13 protein-coding genes and 1 pseudogene are annotated in these 19012 nt (G+C 44.9%); 6 read left to right on the top strand and 8 right to left on the bottom strand.

The features are described 5' to 3' along the window. Positions 1-364: 364 nt before the first annotated feature. Entirely contained in the window at positions 365-1849 is a 1485-nt protein-coding gene (dgt, locus tag C2M32_RS18390) for a dGTPase (RefSeq protein WP_105169759.1), read from the bottom strand. 226 nt (positions 1850-2075) lie between these two features. On the opposite strand from dgt, the gene C2M32_RS18385 reads away from it, so the two are divergent. Further along, complete coding sequence (locus tag C2M32_RS18385) at positions 2076-3056, top strand: LNS2 domain-containing protein (RefSeq protein WP_234401347.1); 981 nt, start codon at positions 2076-2078, stop codon at positions 3054-3056. 39 nt (positions 3057-3095) lie between these two features. Here C2M32_RS18385 and C2M32_RS18380 read toward each other — a convergent pair. Then, positions 3096-4405, bottom strand: a pseudogene (locus tag C2M32_RS18380) (MATE family efflux transporter). Positions 4406-4790: 385 nt separating this feature from the next. On the opposite strand from C2M32_RS18380, the gene C2M32_RS18375 reads away from it, so the two are divergent. The 5 genes from C2M32_RS18375 (at position 4791) to C2M32_RS18355 (ending at position 10750) form a co-directional block, all read left to right on the top strand. Then, the gene (locus C2M32_RS18375) at positions 4791-5765 is read left to right on the top strand and encodes a DUF1570 domain-containing protein (RefSeq protein ID WP_234401346.1); all 975 of its coding nucleotides are present in this window, start codon (positions 4791-4793) and stop codon (positions 5763-5765) included. A 269-nt stretch (positions 5766-6034) separates the two neighbouring features. Then, positions 6035-7024 (top strand): WD40 repeat domain-containing protein, encoded by a 990-nt coding sequence (locus tag C2M32_RS18370; RefSeq protein WP_105169757.1) that lies wholly within the window; start codon positions 6035-6037, stop codon positions 7022-7024. Between the two features lie 16 nt (positions 7025-7040). Further along, positions 7041-8027 (top strand): WD40 repeat domain-containing protein, encoded by a 987-nt coding sequence (locus tag C2M32_RS18365; protein WP_105169756.1) that lies wholly within the window; start codon positions 7041-7043, stop codon positions 8025-8027. Between the two features lie 156 nt (positions 8028-8183). Then, positions 8184-9407 carry a nuclease-related domain-containing protein gene (locus tag C2M32_RS18360; protein WP_234401345.1) on the top strand — a complete coding sequence of 408 codons (1224 nt, stop codon included), beginning with the start codon at positions 8184-8186 and terminating at the stop codon, positions 9405-9407. Between the two features lie 219 nt (positions 9408-9626). Then, a protein-coding gene (locus tag C2M32_RS18355; RefSeq protein WP_105169754.1) for an IS3 family transposase occupies positions 9627-10750 on the top strand; the annotation gives its coding sequence in 2 pieces (ribosomal slippage) (positions 9627-9858 and positions 9858-10750; 1125 coding nt in all). Positions 10751-11224: 474 nt separating this feature from the next. Here C2M32_RS18355 and C2M32_RS20585 read toward each other — a convergent pair. The 6 genes from C2M32_RS20585 to C2M32_RS18330 are packed head-to-tail and all read right to left on the bottom strand — an operon-like array spanning position 11225 to position 18908. Continuing rightward, the gene (locus C2M32_RS20585; protein WP_158678273.1) at positions 11225-11380 is read right to left on the bottom strand and encodes a hypothetical protein; all 156 of its coding nucleotides are present in this window, start codon (positions 11378-11380) and stop codon (positions 11225-11227) included. Positions 11381-11394: 14 nt separating this feature from the next. Then, positions 11395-12177: a peptidylprolyl isomerase gene (locus C2M32_RS18350; RefSeq protein ID WP_105169753.1), complete on the bottom strand. Its 783-nt coding sequence runs from the start codon at positions 12175-12177 to the stop codon at positions 11395-11397. Between the two features lie 45 nt (positions 12178-12222). Beyond that, positions 12223-12903 carry a respiratory nitrate reductase subunit gamma gene (gene narI / locus C2M32_RS18345; protein ID WP_105169752.1) on the bottom strand — a complete coding sequence of 227 codons (681 nt, stop codon included), beginning with the start codon at positions 12901-12903 and terminating at the stop codon, positions 12223-12225. Positions 12904-12913: 10 nt separating this feature from the next. Continuing rightward, positions 12914-13627, bottom strand: coding sequence for a nitrate reductase molybdenum cofactor assembly chaperone (gene narJ, locus C2M32_RS18340; RefSeq protein WP_105169751.1), 714 nt, complete (start codon positions 13625-13627; stop codon positions 12914-12916). A gap of 5 nt (positions 13628-13632) precedes the next feature. Next, positions 13633-15168 (bottom strand): nitrate reductase subunit beta, encoded by a 1536-nt coding sequence (narH, locus tag C2M32_RS18335; protein WP_105169750.1) that lies wholly within the window; start codon positions 15166-15168, stop codon positions 13633-13635. Positions 15169-15182: 14 nt separating this feature from the next. Beyond that, positions 15183-18908, bottom strand: coding sequence for a nitrate reductase subunit alpha (locus tag C2M32_RS18330; RefSeq protein ID WP_105169749.1), 3726 nt, complete (start codon positions 18906-18908; stop codon positions 15183-15185). Positions 18909-19012: the final 104 nt, after the last annotated feature.

The following is a 19012-nucleotide window of genomic DNA, read 5'->3' as shown; positions in this document are numbered from 1 at the left end:
ATTTGCTAACGGTTTAAAATTCAATCGATAGATTTGTTGAAGAGGCTGTGTTTAACATACAGCCTCTTTTTATTTTCAGCTCGTATAGCCAGCAGTCGCGTTCATCCACGGGAGCTGTGTAGAATACTCAACAGCTTCTATGGTTTAGGTGTTACCGGTGTTTGCTGTCAACGGTCGTCGTATGTACGCTTTTGGTCGGTACGCATTTGTTTTTGAGCTCAATCTGAAAGCCAATGGTGACGGTGTCTTCTCCATGGTTTTAACCTACTAACTATTGCGAGCGTATCTGGTTGTCGCTGCGTAGTTTCAACTGGTCAGTTTTTATAGCAAGGACTAAGCACAGCTACGCGCTTCTTTTGCAGCTCTAATCTGCCACCAATAAGGTGCGATAGGTATCATAGGCAAACTGGTCTGTCATACCACTGACAAAGTCCTGCAGGAGCCGACAACGATAGTAAAACTCAAAAATAGGGTTTTGTCTTTGTTCGTCGCTGAGGTTGGCTACGGTATTCTGATAAACCGCAACAAATTTGCCAGAAATACGATTCAGCAACCTGCTTTCGACAGGCAGCCCATTGCGCTTATTGACCACTTGAGCAAATTGATCGGCGCTTAAATCCAACAGTCTTTGATACTCACTTAATATCCCAGAAGTGATTTTGTAGCCTTGTAGTTCGAGTTGTTCGACTTCTTTGTGACAAAATACGTGTTTGAAAGCGACGTTTTTGAGGGCTTTGGTAATGGCAAATTGGTAGCTTTTATCTTCAAGTAGCGCGCTGTTGAAGCTGCCATCGTAAATACATTGGAGGTTATCAACAAAGCGTGTCGTAGCGTGTTGCACCAAAGGGTGAACTAGAGCAACACGCAGCCAAATGAAAAACTCATTGTCGAAATTGGCTTGATTATTGGTAGCCCTTTCCATGGCCTTTTTACATTTTTTGGCCATCAGTTCAGGCTCTTGTCGATGCTCGATGGGCAGCTCGCTTAGCGCACGGCTATATTCCTCTTTCAAGGCGGCGACTAGCTTCTCAACAGAGATAAGGCCTTTTTCAACCGCATCTTCAATATCGGCAAGGCAATAAGCGATATCATCTGCGGCTTCCATGATGTATGAAGCAGGGTGGCGATTACCCAGTTCAATGTCTAAGTTATCACACATGGTTTGTACGTAATGTTGCTCACTGTAGTAGTAGCCAACCTTTTTTTGTAGATAGCTTTGTGGGTGAGCTGGCAGCGGGCGTGGTGTTGTACCACAACGCGTATACTTTAAAATACTTGCTGTTTGGCAATAGGTTAGGTTTAAGCTTGAGAGTGAATGAACAATTCGGATCGCCTGAGCATTGCCCTCGAAATGACATAAATCAAACAGCAGCTTAGTTTCAATACTGCTCAAAGTAGGCTGCGCCACGTCTTTAAATTGATTCACATAAGTGCCATAAACATCATGCTGTGAGAGGTAACGACTAAACCAATCATTGATTGCGGCTTCACCAAAATGGCCAAATGCGGGGTTGCCGATATCGTGCATTAAACAGGCCATTTCCACTAAGGTTTCAAGCGCGCTGGCAAGCTCTGTGTGTAGCGATGGCGCAAGCTTGCGTGCTTTTAACTCTCTGACGATAGATTGTGCGATAAAGCGGCCATTTTGTTGTACTTCAAGAGAGTGCGTAAGTCTTGAACGGACGGCTGCATTGCGTTCCAGTGGAAAAACCTGAGTTTTTTGCTGCAACCTGCGCAGCGCTGCACTATTAATAATTCGGCCGCGATCACTTTCCAAGCTCATGGTTACGTTCGCAGTGCCATTTTGGCCGTAAAGTCTTTGGCCATTTATTTTAGTGTTAAAGTCCATGTTTGCGCTCAAAATATCATCGTTTTGCCATTGTATGGTTTACCTAGAAGCTTGTAAATTTTTTGTGATTAACACCTTGGGCTAGTGAAGGGCGCATAATCTCATAAATTTTTGTTATATCGTTTATGACACTAATATGAAATGCTGAATTTTTCACCTTTCATTAATAAAAGTTTAATCTTATGTCTATAGTGTATTTACTCCAATAGAATACATAGGATTAAAAATGAAGACTTCGTGCTTAGCCAAATCAGTGGCAACTTTATTAACAATTTCAGCGTTTAACCTACAAGCATTGCCGCAATGTGCGGATCCAACTTGGATGGAAGTAGACTATCCCAAACCCCAATTGCCTGACACTGGCTATCGCAACGGACTTAACCGTTTTATTACATGGCTACCTAGTTTTCATATGATCCATGATGTAGTCGTTGCTAAGGGCAACAATGCAACTATTACAGCAAAGTTTGATTATGGCGCGGTTTCTCACAAAGATCTGGAATATGAAACCGTGCGTTTTTACATTCGCTCACAGCAAGATAACCAATGGCATTTTTTATCAGAGGCGGTGACAAACAGCGATGGTAAAGCATTTGCGACACTACCTCAGCTTCCTGCTGGGCAGTATCGTATCTACGCAGGTGTGCCTGCTGATGGCTCAGGAACAGAGGGGTTTGTTACCGTTGTTGACCCAAACACACCTGCGGTATTGTTTGATATTGATGGTACATTGACTAAGTCAGATGCGGAACAAATTGGCGATTACACTGGGATTGACCGAGCCGATCCTCGTGATGGTGCCTACAGTTTAGTTCGTCGCTATATGGACCTAGGTTACCAGCCGGTGTATTTGACCGCTCGCGTATATTGGTATGCCAAAGGTACGCGTAGTTGGCTAGATTGGATGGGTTTACCAGAGGGGGTACTGAGAACGTCCTTAAGTAATGAAACCAGTTTGTTTAAGACTGCGGAATATAAAATTGATCAAATCAACAAGTTTAAGGCGCAGGGTCTGAACATAGTACGTGCTTATGGTAACGCCAAAACAGACGCCGAAGCCTTTATTAAAGCAGGACTTGGTAGCGAAAACAGCTTTACCATTGGCGGTGATGCTGGACACTACGGCACAACGGCTATTTTAAGCGATGGCTATTTTGACCATATCTCTGAGTACGTTGATAATTTTGACGCCGCTTTATGTGAATAACCAGTTTAGGCCCTGAGTGATAAGGGCCTAAATAACACACTAAGCAGTAGCTGAAACTGGCTTGTTGATTCGTTTGTGCGCCTTACTGAAGATTTTGTCTTTTAACACTATGCGCAGTAGCAACATGACAACAAGTGCTTGGATGTAAACGGTCACGACAGAAATGGTCCAGATAGTGGTGACGGTCAAGGCTTGTTGGCTCAAATAGTACAAGAGTAGCGTCACAAAACTGCCTACTCGTATCGCTGTGCCAAGCAAGGCTGGTAAGGTGTTCGCAAACGCTTGAAAAATAGCGCCCGCAGCAAAAGCGAATCCGGCAGGAACAAAATTAAAACCCACATAGCTTAAGAACGTGGTGGCGGCATTGAGTACATCAGGATCATCGCTAAAAGGCGTAAAAAAGACATCAGGTACTGAAATACAAAGCACGCTGATAAGTGCCATAAATAACACCGTCATTAAAGTCGTTATTTTATAGGTCACATAAACACGTTTTAGCTTACCCGCCGCATAGTTTTGACCCGCAATAGCGGGAGCCGCAAATGCGATGGCCATGACGGGTAAAAATAAGCATTGCATAATACGACTACCCAGCCCAAATCCCGCCTGTTGATGCGCCCCAAAGTCGCTCAATGCCCAGTAAACCACTGCCATGTAGAAAAAGGTCAGCATAAATTCGCTACCAGCCGGAACACCAATTTTTAGGATCTGCTTAAGCGTTGTCCAATCACCCGTTAAGTTGGTCTTATCGACTTGTAAAGTACGGCGATTATTAGTGAGATAAATCACCGTCATCAGTAGCGCAAGCAGAGCTGATAAGGAACTTGCAAGGCCAGCACCACTGACCCCCATTGGCGTAAATAAACCTACACCTGTGATCAGAATAGGGGATAACAGTGCATTGATAAGTAAGGCAACGATATGCATTAACATAAAGGGTTTTACCAGCCCTGAGCCACGCATGGAGGCCCCGATCACCGTTAAAATAAATTGCAGCGCTAAAGAGGGCAAAAACCAGTAGAAATACTCAAGGCACACTTGATAAGTGGCTTGATCCGCCGCGGTGCCAGCAAAGTAATGGTGCGCGAATAAATAACCGATAACCAGCGTAAACATGGTTGCACACATGCCATAAAAAAGGCTATGACTATATATTTTATTGGCCTGTGGTTTATCTTTTCGTCCAATTGCGTGGGAGATCAGTGTCGCACAGCCCACGTTAAACACTTGGGTGAGCGCCAAGACAAAAAGAATAAGTTCCCAGCGGTACTAACCCCCGCAATAGCGGCCTCGCCAAGGCCGCTGACAAAGTATAAGTCGATAATAAAATAGAGTGTTTGCACAAGCATATTTAAAGCAATGGGAACCGCCATTGCGAGTATATGTGAGTGAATAGGCCCTCGTGTTAGATCTTGCATTTATATCCTTGTTGGTTGCTGATGGCTGCTATGGTACGTGTATTTGCTGAGCTTGCATGATTGAAATTGCGGTGTTTAAACATCCGCGTTGATAGGTGATTGTATGTAAGTACCGATATGGGTTTCAATCTCTATTTGGTTTTAATTTTATACAACAGGTATATCAACGCTATTGAAGTAGAATCGACCGCTCACATCTACTTTGATTTCGTCGTGTTAGGTGGTAGTTTAGGGTGAACTTTCTCATTTTAGGCAATACAGCTTGGCGAACAATCACAATCGGCGGCCTTTTTATGTTCTGTTAGTCGTGCTTGCAATGTTTACTGCTTATTTTGGAGAACAGTGGTTAGGTGATAATGCTTTGCCCGAATCCACTGATGTGCAGTCAATGGTTAACCTTGAACAAGGACAGCAACTCAGTATTATCAAAGATACACTGTCGCCCCCGTCAAGTAGTGAAAGCCATCAACCAATTCAACAAGTACAATGTGACATGGCTGGGTTTGTTGCACGACAAGCAGCCGCATCGAGACAACATTTAGACTCGCTCGCAGAGGAATTCAGCAAGGTACAGCATGTGTTTGGCTCACATTCACAGTTGACGGTTTACCATAAAAATATAACCACAGAGACGATTGATATGTTGATCGAACGACTCGCGCTGGTTCATCATTTATATGGCCAATTGTTAGGGGAGCGTGCATATAAATCTATGCAGCTGAACTTAGTGATTTTATCCAACAGGGCAGAGTATGAAGACTACACATCCCGTTTCGGGTTTGATCCTCGTGCCAGCCAAGGTGTGTTTTTTCATGGTAGCAATTCAGCATTCATTGAGTATAAAAATGATGAGCAAGTCATTGCAACCGCCGTTCACGAAGCCATTCATGCAATGAACTTAAGGCTTATTGGTTTAACCCCAAGGTGGTTAAACGAAGGGATGGCGCAATTGTTTGAAGGAGTAAGCAGACACGGTGACACACTGACCTTTAATGTAGCGCCAAGAACGCAGCAAAAACCACCATACGATATTTACGCATTGTTGGAGTCGGAATCCCAGTGGGGCAGTGTGGATATGGGGCGGTTGTACTACAGCGGTTGGTCTTGGCTCAGTTATATAGTCAGTAACGATTCCACCATGGCGATGTTAGCGCACTTACTGGGGCGAGAAAGTACCAATCCTTGTGATGTGCTCGGTAGCGATGAAAGCTATGACATTTTACAGCGCACTGCCACGACTTTTGAACAAGATTTTCATGACTGGTTTTACGCAGCGAAACCAGAACGGTAATTTATAAAAGCTAACGCTTTTGGACCTTCGAATCGCATAGCGCAAGCTAGTTCATTCTATGTGGTCTTGAGTGTGCTTGTGGGGTGTTAACGTGGTAATCTACACGACGTCTGACTAAAATTCACACATTATGTTGATTGTTGTAGATGATGCAAGGTCAAACGATGCTTTTTTGTTTGATGAGATTGGCACTGTGCTTGCAGTTTTCCAGCTAGTTGTTTGAGCAATATGCGAGTATTGCTATGCGGTAAGCTTTTTAGAGGTGTAATATGCGTTGGTATACCGTCATTACCACATTGTTTTTATTGCTATTAGCTGGATGTGGAGAAAATCTCAAGCTATCAGAAGGGGTCGTCCATCAGTTTGAGCAAGAACCATTATTAGTCGGTCAAATATCTGACGATGGTCGGTTGCTATTAACGGTCACAGTGTCTGAACAGGTGACAGTGTGGAGAACAGCGTCAAGACAAGTTGAGTATCAAATTCCTCAAAAGCAATTAATTAAGCCGGTTCGTCACGCACTACTATCTAAAGACAATTCATTATTGTTGGTAGCCAACTACGACACCTTAGGCGTTTGGTCTGTCTCGGGTAGAACTTTTATTCACAAGGTACAGTTTACGGGCGTTGACCCAATGGCCACGATTAGCCATATCGCACTTTCACCTAATAATGGTCGGGCTTTGATAGCAATGACGGACGGTTCTTTGAACATGGCGGACCTAAATACGCGCCTAAACAACCGTTTTAAGCCCCATTCTAGACCGATTGACTTTATGGCTTTTGGCCAACAAGGAGAGCTGTTTTTAACTGGCGCACAGGATGGCAAAGTGGGTTTGTGGCAATTTGGTTCACCAAAATCATTGTTTGAAAAAGAGTTTGCTCATCGAGTGACAAGTTTAACAACCGACCAAGACTTTTCACGCTTTTTTGTTTCTGATGGCTTAAATGCGCAGCACATTAAAACTCTGGTCGGTGGTGAGGAAGTGGTCAAACTAAACTATTCAGCGCGTTTTAAAGTATTTCGACAGTCACAATTTATTCCCAATGCACCTTTGTTGGCAACTTCTTCTTCTAAGTCACATTTAAGTCTATGGAATACACGCTCGGGCGATGAGTTAGGCACATGGACGATAGCTACGCAAAGAGAGGGAGCCACCATTATGTCGATGCACGCCACTAAAGCGGGTAAGTTATATACTTTGAATAGCGATGCAATGCTGCAAAGTTGGGATCTTAATCAGCTAAAAGCACTTTAAGTGTAGGGAAAATGACATGTTTAGGTGGTTACTGGTAAGTCTGATTGTTTTAATACTGATGGGGTGTAGTGACCCAGCCAGCACCAATCCAAGTGCTAGGTATCAATATAGTGATGCACTGGTATTACGTGGCCAGTTATCACATGATGCAAAGCAGGTGCTTCTTGTTGTAGAAGGGCCAAATCTTGCGCTGTGGGATACAACCAGAAAACGTGTGCTAATGAGTTTGAGCGAAACACAGCTACCAGAGCAGATCCGCGCGCTAGTGTTACATAAACCATCCAAACAACTGCTGGTGGCAGGGGACGACCGAGTTCAATTTTGGAACACACCCGATGGTACATTGCAAGGCACGCTGAGTGTGTCTGGGGTAGACGAGCTTGCGAGAATATCACAAGTAGCTATGTCAGATAACGGATCGCTAGTTGTTATTGGCTTTACCGATGGCTCAGTATCTATCGCCGATAGAAAAACTGAGAAAATGAACCAATTTATGCCACACAGTAGTAATGTGATAGCGATACATATTATCGAGGACAGGCTCATGATTGTAACGGGATCACACGATGGTGTTGTAAACGCTTGGAATCTACAAACGGGGCAAAGCTATTATCAGCAAGAATATACGTCTAGATTAAGTAGTGTCAGCGTATCGAAGGAGCGCGATAAGATATTTGTTGCTGATAGTTTGAAAACACAACAGGTACTCGCTGTTGATGGGGGGCGGGTGCTTAACGAGCTGGAATATATCACCCGTTTTAAGTGGTTTAGACAGTCTTTATTTATTCCCAAGACCTCTTTATTGATCACCTCCACCCCTAAATCAGAATTAAGCATCTGGGATACTTCAACTGGCAAAGAAAAGTTGAGTTGGCAAATTGACACGCATAGTACTGGAACAACATTACTGGATATGGTCATTGTAGATGACACTTTGCTGACACTTAGCAGCGAAGGCGTGGTTGAAAGCTGGGCACTCAATGAGATGATTGCAGATCTTTAAACAAAATTTATTTGTTTGTATAATGGCCACATGACAACTTCTAACACTCAATATTTACATGCTCACAGAAGAACATCCATGCCTATTGGAGCCGGGCTGCTTTCGCTGTGCTGTGCGTTTTTGTTACTCTGCTGGTCAGCGTTCAGTCATGCACAAATGCAATTATCTGAAGAAGTTTGTCAAAGCTTTTTAACAGAAGCTCGTTCACTTGAGCGCGTTGGAGCCAACCAAAAAGGCCATGACTCTTACAACCGTTGGCAGCGCTTGGATGAGCGATTGAGGTTATTTTGTGAAGACATGGTGGTTTATACTCCTCATCAACAGGACAAACCAAAAGTTGCAGTACATGCCAACAAGCCCGTATTACAAGTTGCAGCAACTCAACTCAATCAAGCGCCAGAGCGTTATAAAAATGCTGAAAAACAAGCCGCTTGGCAGGAGTATTATCAACCATCAGCGCAATGCAGCAAGGTCAACAAAACAGCCCAAGAGCATGTAAGCTGCAACCAAGAAGCTACGCAAAGTCGCGTGCAGTTTGAACAGTACTGGCAAGAACACTCTGAACAACAGCACGTAAACGCCAAGCAACAACAAGTTGATGGTGAAGCAGATAAAGAAATTGTGAAAGCTGAGCAGACACAATTGTCTTCAAAGCGCGTTGAAAATGATAAGCCCGTTCAGGTGCAACACACCACACACGTTGCTGCACCCGTGGCTCAACTTCAGTCAGAACCTTCGAAATGGCAACAGGTTGGTCGCTATGTATGGGTTGCGCTTTTGATAGCAAGTATCGCAGTGGTATCGGTAACATTATGGCCCTATACAAAGCGAGCTTTGGGCCATTTCACGAGTCGCTTACTGTTGCATCGATTCTTTAAGCAGTCTTTAGACGACAACTATTTTGCACTGGGTAAAGTGCGATTAGGTACGCGCAATCATGTGTTGGATGTTGATGAACTGATTGTTTCAAAGTTTGGCGTGTTTGTTGTTCAATACCAACGCCAAGCAGGGGCAATTTGGGTTGATAGCCACTCAGAGTATTGGACTCAAAGTATTGATGATGAAAGACATTATTTTGAAAACCCATTTGATGCTTTGAATAAAAAAATAGCCGTGCTCAGGGAGTTATTGGACATAAATACCCATATATACGGTTGTGTGGTGTTCCCTAAAGATGTGTATTTCAGAACGCCTATGCCCAACGAAGTATGCACATACTTAGACGCTCCAGGACATATTCAAGCCCATAACACGGTTTGCTTTAATGATGAACAAATTGAGCAAATAACCCTTCAAATCGAACTATATCAACAGGGTAGTTCACTTATCGAACGCATCAAGCAGGCAACAGAACGCTTCAACCCGCTACAATTGAATTAACCGCAAAGTTTTGTCCTTTAGTCAATCAGTTCATATGAACGGTCGGGTGTAGGGGGGCAATTGTCCCTGAGTCGTCTTTATCTCTCATGCGTTGATCCTACTCACTTTGTGGGCGAAATTGATTTTGCAGTGTCTATCAATTCCTTAGTTGTGGAAGTGATCTTCCCTCAAACAACTAGACATCTTTTATTTTCAAAATGAAGTAAGATAGAAGGTGTTATGAGAAATAAATATCCCCAAGAATTTAAAGATGAAGCCGTTCGACAAGTAATCGAAAAAGGCTATGGTGTTTGTGATGTGGCTAAGCGCCTAGGTATCACAGATAAGTCCCTATATAACTGGGTGGCTAAAGCAAAGAAGTCTCCCGCTAAGAATGATGAACTCGACGAAATCAAGCGCCTAAAGGCAGAGCTTAAACGAGTGACGGAAGAGCGAGACATATTAAAGGAGGCCGCAGCGTTCTTTGCAAGCGAGTCAAGGAAAGGTACGCGTTCATAAAGTCACGGCTCAATAAGTGGAAAGTCACTCGTATGTGCTCTGTGTTGAATGTTCATCGCAGCGGTTTTTATGCTTGGCTAAATGAGCCAGAATCACCCAGAGCGATTGAAAACCAGCAGTTGCTAAGAGAGATAAAAGAAGCGTTTATTGAGTCTGGTGGTGTTTATGGTAGCCCTCGAATAACATCGCAACTAAAACGTAACGGCACCCATGTCGGTGAGAACCGAGTTGCACGTTTAATGAGGGTCGCAAAACTTAAGGCAAACCTTGGTTACAAACGGCGTTACTTTAAATCGACATCACCATCCACCATCTCAAGTAACCATGTGCAACAGCAGTTTGTGGTAGCTGAACCTGATAATACGTGGGTAACGGATATCACGTACATTAAAACGTATGAAGGTTGGTTGTATCTGGCGGTAGTTGTGGACTTGTTCTCGCGTAAAGCGATTGGTTGGTCAATGCAGCCAACGATGAAGCGAGAAATCGTCATCAAGGCCATATTGATGGCCGTTTGGCGCAGACAGCCTAAATCTAATGTCATTGTACACAGCGACCAAGGTAGCCAATATACCAGTGACGATTACCAAGCCTTTTTAAAGACCAACAATTTAACGAGCAGTATGAGTCGGCGAGGTCATTGCTTAGATAACGCGGTAGCGGAGAGTTTCTTCCATTCACTAAAAACAGAACGAGTGAAGCGAAAAATATACGCGACAAGGAATGAAGCAAAAGCGGACTTGTTTGATTATATTGAAGTATTTTACAATCGAGTTCGACTGCATAGCCATCTAGGCCATCAGTCCCCTGAAGAATATGAAATCCGATATAAATCGGCTAACTAGGTGTCTACTGTTTTAGGGGAAGATCATAGCTGCAAATGACTATTAATTTAAATTGACGCCGATAAAGTAATGTTTACGCAAATCGTATACCAGAAGAGTGGAATACATTCATTAGGCATCTGTCAATGTTATCAAGTCCAACTTGCGCTATTGCCATTAATAACCAGTCGAAATGTATTTCCGACGGAAAAATGATTGGGCTGGTCTCAATTTGTTCTGTTGGTATTAAATCACTTAACAACACTTTTTACATCTATTGCAAAGAACTTATTCGACAAATTAAGAAGGATAGTTACTTATACTTATAAGTACTCAAACTTGAAACTAGGGTAAAGCCCTATCAGCAATAAAGTGTAAAAACTATCTTGGCTGATACGGTGCAATAAGGCAGCTTTAGTAAGCTGCCTTTTAAAATGGCTTGAAACCGTACATAACTAGCTTGTAGCCATGCACTGTAGCTGGTCAGCTTGCTGATTATTCTTCTGCTGAACAACCAGTGATAGGAGGTACGTATTGTTCTACAGGGACCTCTTTTTTCGATTCACTGCGAGTCTCGGTATGTGCCTTAACGTCACTTGGTTCTTCGGTTTGGGGCTTATCTTGCCCACCACATGCGCCACAACATCCCATAATGGTTTCCTTCTCTATTGTACTAACGGACTGTTACTAACATTGAAATCAAAGCCATCTATATCAGCATTAGCGATTAAGCATTCGATATATTGTGCAATGGCTTTGCGCTCTACTTTTTTATTTAAATAGTCTTTGATACGGGTTTTTACCGCATCGAAAGGTAATTGCTTACCTGCCTGTTTAAAGTCGACAAAAACAATGTGAAAACCAAAGCGGCTTTCTACGGGGTAAGTCATCAAGCCTTCTTCTGCAGCGAATACTTGGCGCTCAAATTCAATCACCGTTTGTCCTTTTGAGAGCTGCCCAAGCTGACCGCCCAGTTTGGCTGAGTCGCATTTGGAGTATTGCGCGGCCAAGTCGCTGAACGATTCGCCATTTTGTAATGCCTTAAGAATGGTTTCCGCGGCCTCTAATGCCTGTGCTCTGGCACTTTCGTCCTCAATAGGGGCGGGGATTAAAATGTGGCGCGCAGCGATAAGTGGAGAAGTGCAAAATTTACTGCGATTTTGTGTGTAATAGTGCTGACACTCTTGTTCTGAAGCCTTCGGAATTGCTACTTCGGTTTTAATCAATAGTTCTAAGCGCGCATTTTGCTTTTGCTCTTCGCTGTCGTTAGTAGTTTCAGCATTGATGTGAGCTAGTCCAAGCTCGTCGAGTCTTTGGTTAAAAAGCTCGCCAATGATCAGGCTTTGGGCAGCATCAATCATAGCAGCACGATGGTCTTTTGCTGGGTGATATTGCATCTCTTGTAAGATCTGCGCTTCACTAATAGTTGTTTGGTTGACGGTGATCATAATGGCCTCAACTTAAGCCCCGCTTAGCGGGGCTAGTTTCTATACTTACTTGCTACGTACTACTTGATAGTTTCTGCTTAGGTATTGCAGCGGCACACTGGCAATGTGGACTAAACGGCTAAATGGGAATACCACAAATAGCGTCATGCCTAAAAACACATGTAGCTTATAGATCCAGTGCACATGTGCGATAGCTGCCGCAGCTTCGGCGCCGTTAAAGGTAACCATGTTTTGTGCCCAGCTCATAAGCTTAAGCATTTCTGCGCCATCCATATGGCCTGCCGATACAAAAATCGACGCCAGTCCTAAAATAAGTTGCACATACAGTAGCAACAGGATGGCAATGTCCATATTGCTGCTGGTTGCGCGGATGCGAGGGTTAAACAGGCGGCGTTTCAGTAATATGGTGAGACCATAAAAGCAGATGATGCCAAAGAATCCGCCTAAGCCCATAGCGATCAGTTGCTTGTGACTGGCTTCAATACCAACGACATGCCACACCTCGGCTGGGGTCAGTAAACCTACAAAATGACCGAGTAATACCATGATTACACCAATGTGAAAGGCTTTGCTGCCCTGCTTTAATTGCTTGCTCTCCAATAACTGGCTGGAGCCTGTTTTCCATGTGTATTGCTCGCGGTCATAGCGCACGATGGAGCCGATGATAAAAATCGTCAGTGCGATGTAGGGATAAATCCCAAATAATAATGTATTTAAGTAAGTCATAATGTACTCCTTAGCTGGCTTGCTGATTAAAGCCAGTCCAAGTAACTGGAACATATTGGTCTTTGCGCTGTGATTCGCTGGGACGATTTACGGCACTAGGGCAGCTGTTGGCATCTGGCGCACCAAAGGTAACAGCTTCTTCTTCCCATTCTTTATCAATGGCTTGCTTTGTGTCGTCACGCTTTTCGCCATTGACTTGCTCGCGCAGTGCCTCTAAATCAATGTTGCTTTGTGCGATTTCAAGCAGGGTTGCAAACACAACCGAGTAATCACTTTCGCGTTTTTCTAGGCGGCATAGTAGCAAGGCCAATATATGTTCCACTTCGCTAAGCCATTGTTGTGCATTGGCTTGTCCTTGTGTGGCTAAGAACTCTAAAAACAACGGAATGTAATCAGGCAGTTCGTTTTGTGACAGCTCTAAACCTGCCTGCTTGTATTGTTCGATTAAATCCACCATCGCCTGACCTCGGTCACGGCTTTCGCCGTGCACGTGTTCAAACAGCCATAACCCCAGTGCGCGTCCGCGTTCAAACAAACCATCGTACTGGGCTTGCCAGTCCATCAAATTCTTTGCGCATTGGGTTTCAATAAAACCTATCAGCCTGTGCTTAGTCTCTGCTTGCAACGAACTCTCAGCAATGATGCTGAGCAACTCATCTTTGGCTTCAACAAACTCTGCCGTTGGGTAGTCGAGTAAATGAGATAGTACGCTTAAAACTTGCATTGTTATCACTCCTTCATCTCAACGGGGATGATTTGCTTAACGGTTTGCTTTTTACCACCAAACAAGTTCACGCCATTGTTGCCGTCACTACAGCCATTGCCGAAGCTGAATCCACAGCCGTTTTTCATATCGTAGGCATTTTCTGCATAGGCCTTATGGCTGGTTGGAATAACAAAGCGATCTTCATAGTTGGCGATGGCCATGTAGCGATACATGTCTTCCACTTGCTGTGCCGTTAAGCCCACTTGATTCAGTACTTCAAGATCTTCTGCTCCCTCGACTTGTTGCGCACGTTTAAATGCACGCATGGCTATCATGCGCTCAAGCGCTCTGACTACCGGCTTTTCATCTCCCGCTGTGAGTAGATTCGCAAGGTAGCGAAGTGGTATACGCAATGATTTTAGATCAGGAATGACACCCGCCATGCCCACATGTCCTGCCTGCACTGCAGTTTGGATAGGGGAAAGCGGCGGGATATACCAGACCATTGGCAAGGTTCGGTATTCTGGGTGTAGCGGCAATGCCACCTTCCAGTCCATGGCCATTTTATAAACCGGCGACTGGCGTGCAGCCTCCAGCCAACTGTCCGGTATCCCCTCTGCTTTGGCGGCGGCAATCACTTCTGGGTCGTGTGGGTCTAAGAACATGCTCAGTTGCGCAGGATACAAGTCTTGCTCATTAGGTACACTGGCTACCTCTTCGACTTTATCGGCATCATAAAGTAGCACACCAAGGTAACGAATACGGCCCACACAGGTTTCTGCACACACGGTAGGCTGGCCTGCTTCTATACGAGGGAAGCAGAAAATGCATTTTTCAGACTTACCTGACTTCCAGTTGTAATAGATTTTTTTGTAAGGGCACCCCGACACACACATGCGCCAGCCGCGGCACTTGTCTTGGTCGATAAGTACGATACCGTCTTCTTCACGTTTATAGATGGCGCCAGAGGGGCAACTCGCGACGCACGCAGGGTTGATACAGTGCTCACACAGACGCGGGAGATACATCATAAAGGTCTTTTCAAATTGACCGTAAATGTCTTTTTGTACTACCTCGTCAAAGTTTTTATCTTTTTTGCGCTCAGAAAACTCAGTGCCGAGGATCTCTTCCCAGTTTGGTCCCCAGTTGATTTTTTCCATTCGCTGGCCGGTTATTAGCGAGCGTGGACGCGCCACCGGTTGATGCTTGCTATCGGGAGCGTTATGCAAGTGTTGATAGTCAAAATCAAATGGCTCGTAATAGTCATCGATTTCAGGCAAATCAGGGTTAGCAAAAATATTTGCCAGCAATCGGCGTTTATTACCCTGACGAGGCTCAAGTGTGCCATTGCTGTTGCGTTGCCAGCCACCGTTCCACTTGCTTTGGTTTTCCCATTCTTTGGGGTAACCAATTCCCGGTTTGGTTTCAACGTTATTAAACCAGGCGTATTCAACACCTTCTCGGCTGGTCCACACGTTCTTACAGGTGATAGAACAGGTATGGCAGCCGATACATTTGTCTAGATTTAAGACCATGCCTATTTGTGCACGTACTTTCATAATTTTATCCTCGGCTACTCGTTATCTAACCAATCAACTTTGTCCATCTTGCGGACGATTACAAACTCATCGCGGTTACAGCCTACGGTGCCGTAATAGTTAAACCCGTATGACTGCTGCGCATAGCCACCTATCATGTGGGTTGGTTTCATCACCGCACGTGTGACTGAGTTATGAATACCCCCGCGAGTGCCAGATATTTCTGAGCCTGGGGTGTTCACTATGCGCTCTTGCGCGTGGTACATCATGCTCATCCCTTGAGGTACACGTTGCGAAACAACGGCCCGCGCGGCGATGGCACCGTTCACGTTAAAGACTTCGATCCAATCGTTGTCTTTAATGTCACCTTCTTTGGCGTCAATTTCGCTCAGCCAAACGATTGGGCCACCACGGCTTAGAGTCAGCATCAACAGGTTGTCAGAGTAAGTTGAATGAATGCCCCACTTTTGATGGGGGGTGATCCAGTTTAGGGTTAACTCTTTATTGCCATTTGGTTTTTTACCAAGCATTGGCTGAGTCGTTTTAAGGTTAATTGGGGGCTTGTAAGACACCATGGTTTCGCCAAAATCACGCATCCATTGGTGATCTTGATAGAACTGTTGGCGGCCTGTTACTGTGCGCCAAGGAATGAGCTCATGCACGTTGGTGTAGCCTGCATTGTACGATACATGCTCATCTTCCAGACCAGACCAAGTGGGTGAGCTAATGATCTTACGCGGTTGTGCCTGAATATCTCTAAAGCGAATTTTTTCCTCTTCTTTTGGTTTTGCCAAGTGAGTGTGGTCGCGACCAGTGAACTCGCCTAATGCTTCCCAAGCTTTCAATGCAACCTGACCGTTGGTTTCGGGCGCAAGACTTAAAATAACTTCCGCAGCATCGATAGCCGTTTCTATTTTTGGACGACCTTTATGCGGGCCTTCATCCGTGTGCTTGTAGTTAAGCTCACCCAGAAAGTGGACTTCTTTTTCGGTGTTCCAAGAGATGCCTTTGCCCCCATTGCCAAGCTTATCCATTAATGGGCCTAAAGACGTAAAGCGGTTGTAGGTGTTTGGATAGTCGCGTTCCACCTCAATCATATTCGGAGCGGTCACACCTGGTATGAGATCACATTCACCTTTCCACCACATTTTCACACCATCAGGCTGTGCGAGTTCCGCTGGAGTATCGTGCATCAATGGCTGTGTCACTAAGTCGCGCTCTACACCGAGGTGACCGTCACATAGTTCGGAGAACTTTTTGGCGATCCCTTTGAAAATATCCCAGTCAGAGCGAGATTCCCACACGGGGTCGACGGCTTTTGATAGTGGGTGAATGAACGGATGCATGTCTGAGGTATTCATGTCATCTTTTTCATACCAAGTTGCGGTTGGTAAGACGATGTCAGAATACAAACAGGTGGTCGACATACGAAAGTCCAGTGTTACCCAAAGGTCAACCTTGCCTTCAGGGGCTTTGTCGTGCCAAACCACATCTTCTGGTTTTGTATCACCACTTTCACCGAGATCTTTACCCTGTAAGCCGTGCTTGGTGCCCAAGAAATGACGCAGCATATACTCATGGCCTTTACCTGACGAACCAAGTAGGTTTGAGCGCCAAACAAACATGTTGTGAGGGAAGTTTTGCGGATTATCTGGGTCTTCACAGGCAAACTTTAAATCACCAGATTTTAGCTGTTGTACAGCATAGTCTTTTGCTGACATACCCGCTGCGGTTGCGTCTTTACACAGTTGTAACGGGTTCATTCCTAACTGAGGAGCTGAGGGTAACCAGCCCATACGTTCGGCACGGGTGTTGTAATCTAAGATAGACCCAGTCCATTTGCTTTTATCAGCAAGCGGGGAGAGTACTTCGGTCATTTCTAGTTTTTCATAACGCCATTGATCAGCATGGTTGTAGAAGAACGAAGTGCCATTCATTTGCCTAGGAGGACGCTGCCAGTCTAAACCAAATGCCAAGGGGAGCCAGCCACACTGAGGACGAAGCTTTTCTTGTCCTACGTAGTGGGCCCAGCCGCCACCAGATTGTCCGACACAGCCACACAGCATCAACATGTTGATAAGGCCACGATAATTCATGTCCATGTTGTACCAGTGGTTGAGGGCTGCACCGACAATAACCATGCTGCGGCCACGAGTTTTATCCGCGTTGTCGGCAAACTCACGGGCAACTTGAATCACATGGTCTGCATCAACGCCGGTGATTTTTTCCTGCCATGCGGGCGTGTAGGGCACATCATCGTATAATGTTTTAGCTACAGCGGCGTCGTTCAGGCCATTGTCTACACCGTAGTGTGCAACCATTAAGTCAAACACCGTCGCAACGAGGGCCTCACTGCCATCTTTGAGTGTGATGGTTTTAACCGGTACTTTGCGTACTTGAATTTCATCGTGTTCAGTGTGCTGGAAGTAGCCTAATTCGTGGGCCTGACTGCCAAAGTAAGGAAATAAGACGGATTCAATTTTATCTGAATGTTGTTTTAGGCTCAGTGCCAGTTTAACTTCTTCTCCTGTTTTCCCATCGCGTTGTTCGATGTTCCATTTGCCTTTCTCGCCCCAACGATAACCAATAGCACCAGTTGGAGATATCAATGAGCCAGACGCTTCGTCGATACCAATGGTCTTCCATTTGGGGTTGTTATCTTGACCAAGGTTGTCTGCCAAGTCGGATGCTCTTAAAAACGCCCCCTGAGTGTAGCCCTGCTCTGATTTCTCAAGCATGACCAACATGGGCATATCGGTGTAGCGGCGAACATAATCGGTAAAATAGCTACTCGGTTTATCAATATGGAATTCTTTTAAAATGACATGGCCGAAAGCCATAGCCAGTGCAGCATCAGTACCTTGCTTGGGCGCAAGCCACATGTCTGCTAACTTGGAGCATTCAGAATAATCAGAGGTAATGACGACTGTTTTTGTGCCTTTGTAGCGCACTTCGGTAAAAAAGTGTGCATCAGGAGTTCTGGTTTGCGGTACATTCGAACCCCATGCAATAATGTAATTTGAATTGTACCAATCGGCTGACTCAGGTACGTCAGTTTGTTCGCCCCAAATTTGTGGTGAGGCTGGTGGTAAGTCACAATACCAATCATAGAAGCTTAAACAGTTGCCGCCAATGAGTGACAAGTAACGTGACCCCGCCGCATAGCTGACCATACTCATTGCTGGGATTGGTGAGAAGCCCATAATTCTATCTGGCCCGTAGGTTTTCGCGGTGTAGACGTTCGATGCTGCGATGATTTCATTCACCTCATCCCACTGCGCACGTACAAAGCCCCCAAGGCCGCGTTTTGACTTATAGCTTTTGGCCTTTTCAGGGTCGGTGATGATTGATTCCCAAGCTTTAACCGGATCGGAATAGTTTTGCTTAGCCTCTCGCCAAAGCTTAAGGAGGGCTTGACGAACTTTGGGGTATTTTAAGCGGTTCGCGCTATAAATATACCAAGAGTAACTCGCTCCTCGAGGACAGCCACGGGGTTCATGGTTTGGTAAATCAGGACGAGTACGTGGGTAATCTGTTTGTTGGGTTTCCCAAGTAACCAACCCGTCTTTAACGTAAATTTTCCAGCTACAAGAACCTGTACAGTTGACCCCATGGGTTGAACGCACAATCTTATCGTGTTGCCAGCGACGGCGATAACCGTCTTCCCAATCGCGATTTTCATCAGTGGTAACACCGTGACCCCCAGCAAAACTTTGCTTGTTGGTCTTGAAAAAGCGCATTTTGTTTAAGAAATGGCTCATATATTTACTCTCCTATCCTGCTCGATTTATGCGCGCTGCCAAATGGCACATTAAATGGGCAGGCAGCTACATTGCTCATCAAAATATAGTGATGTGACAGCAAA

It is taken from the genome of Pseudoalteromonas sp. T1lg23B (assembly GCF_002964665.1).
Classification (GTDB): domain Bacteria; phylum Pseudomonadota; class Gammaproteobacteria; order Enterobacterales; family Alteromonadaceae; genus Pseudoalteromonas.
Note: the sequence above shows the minus strand (reverse complement) of the source record. Positions and strands in the feature narration are given on the sequence as shown.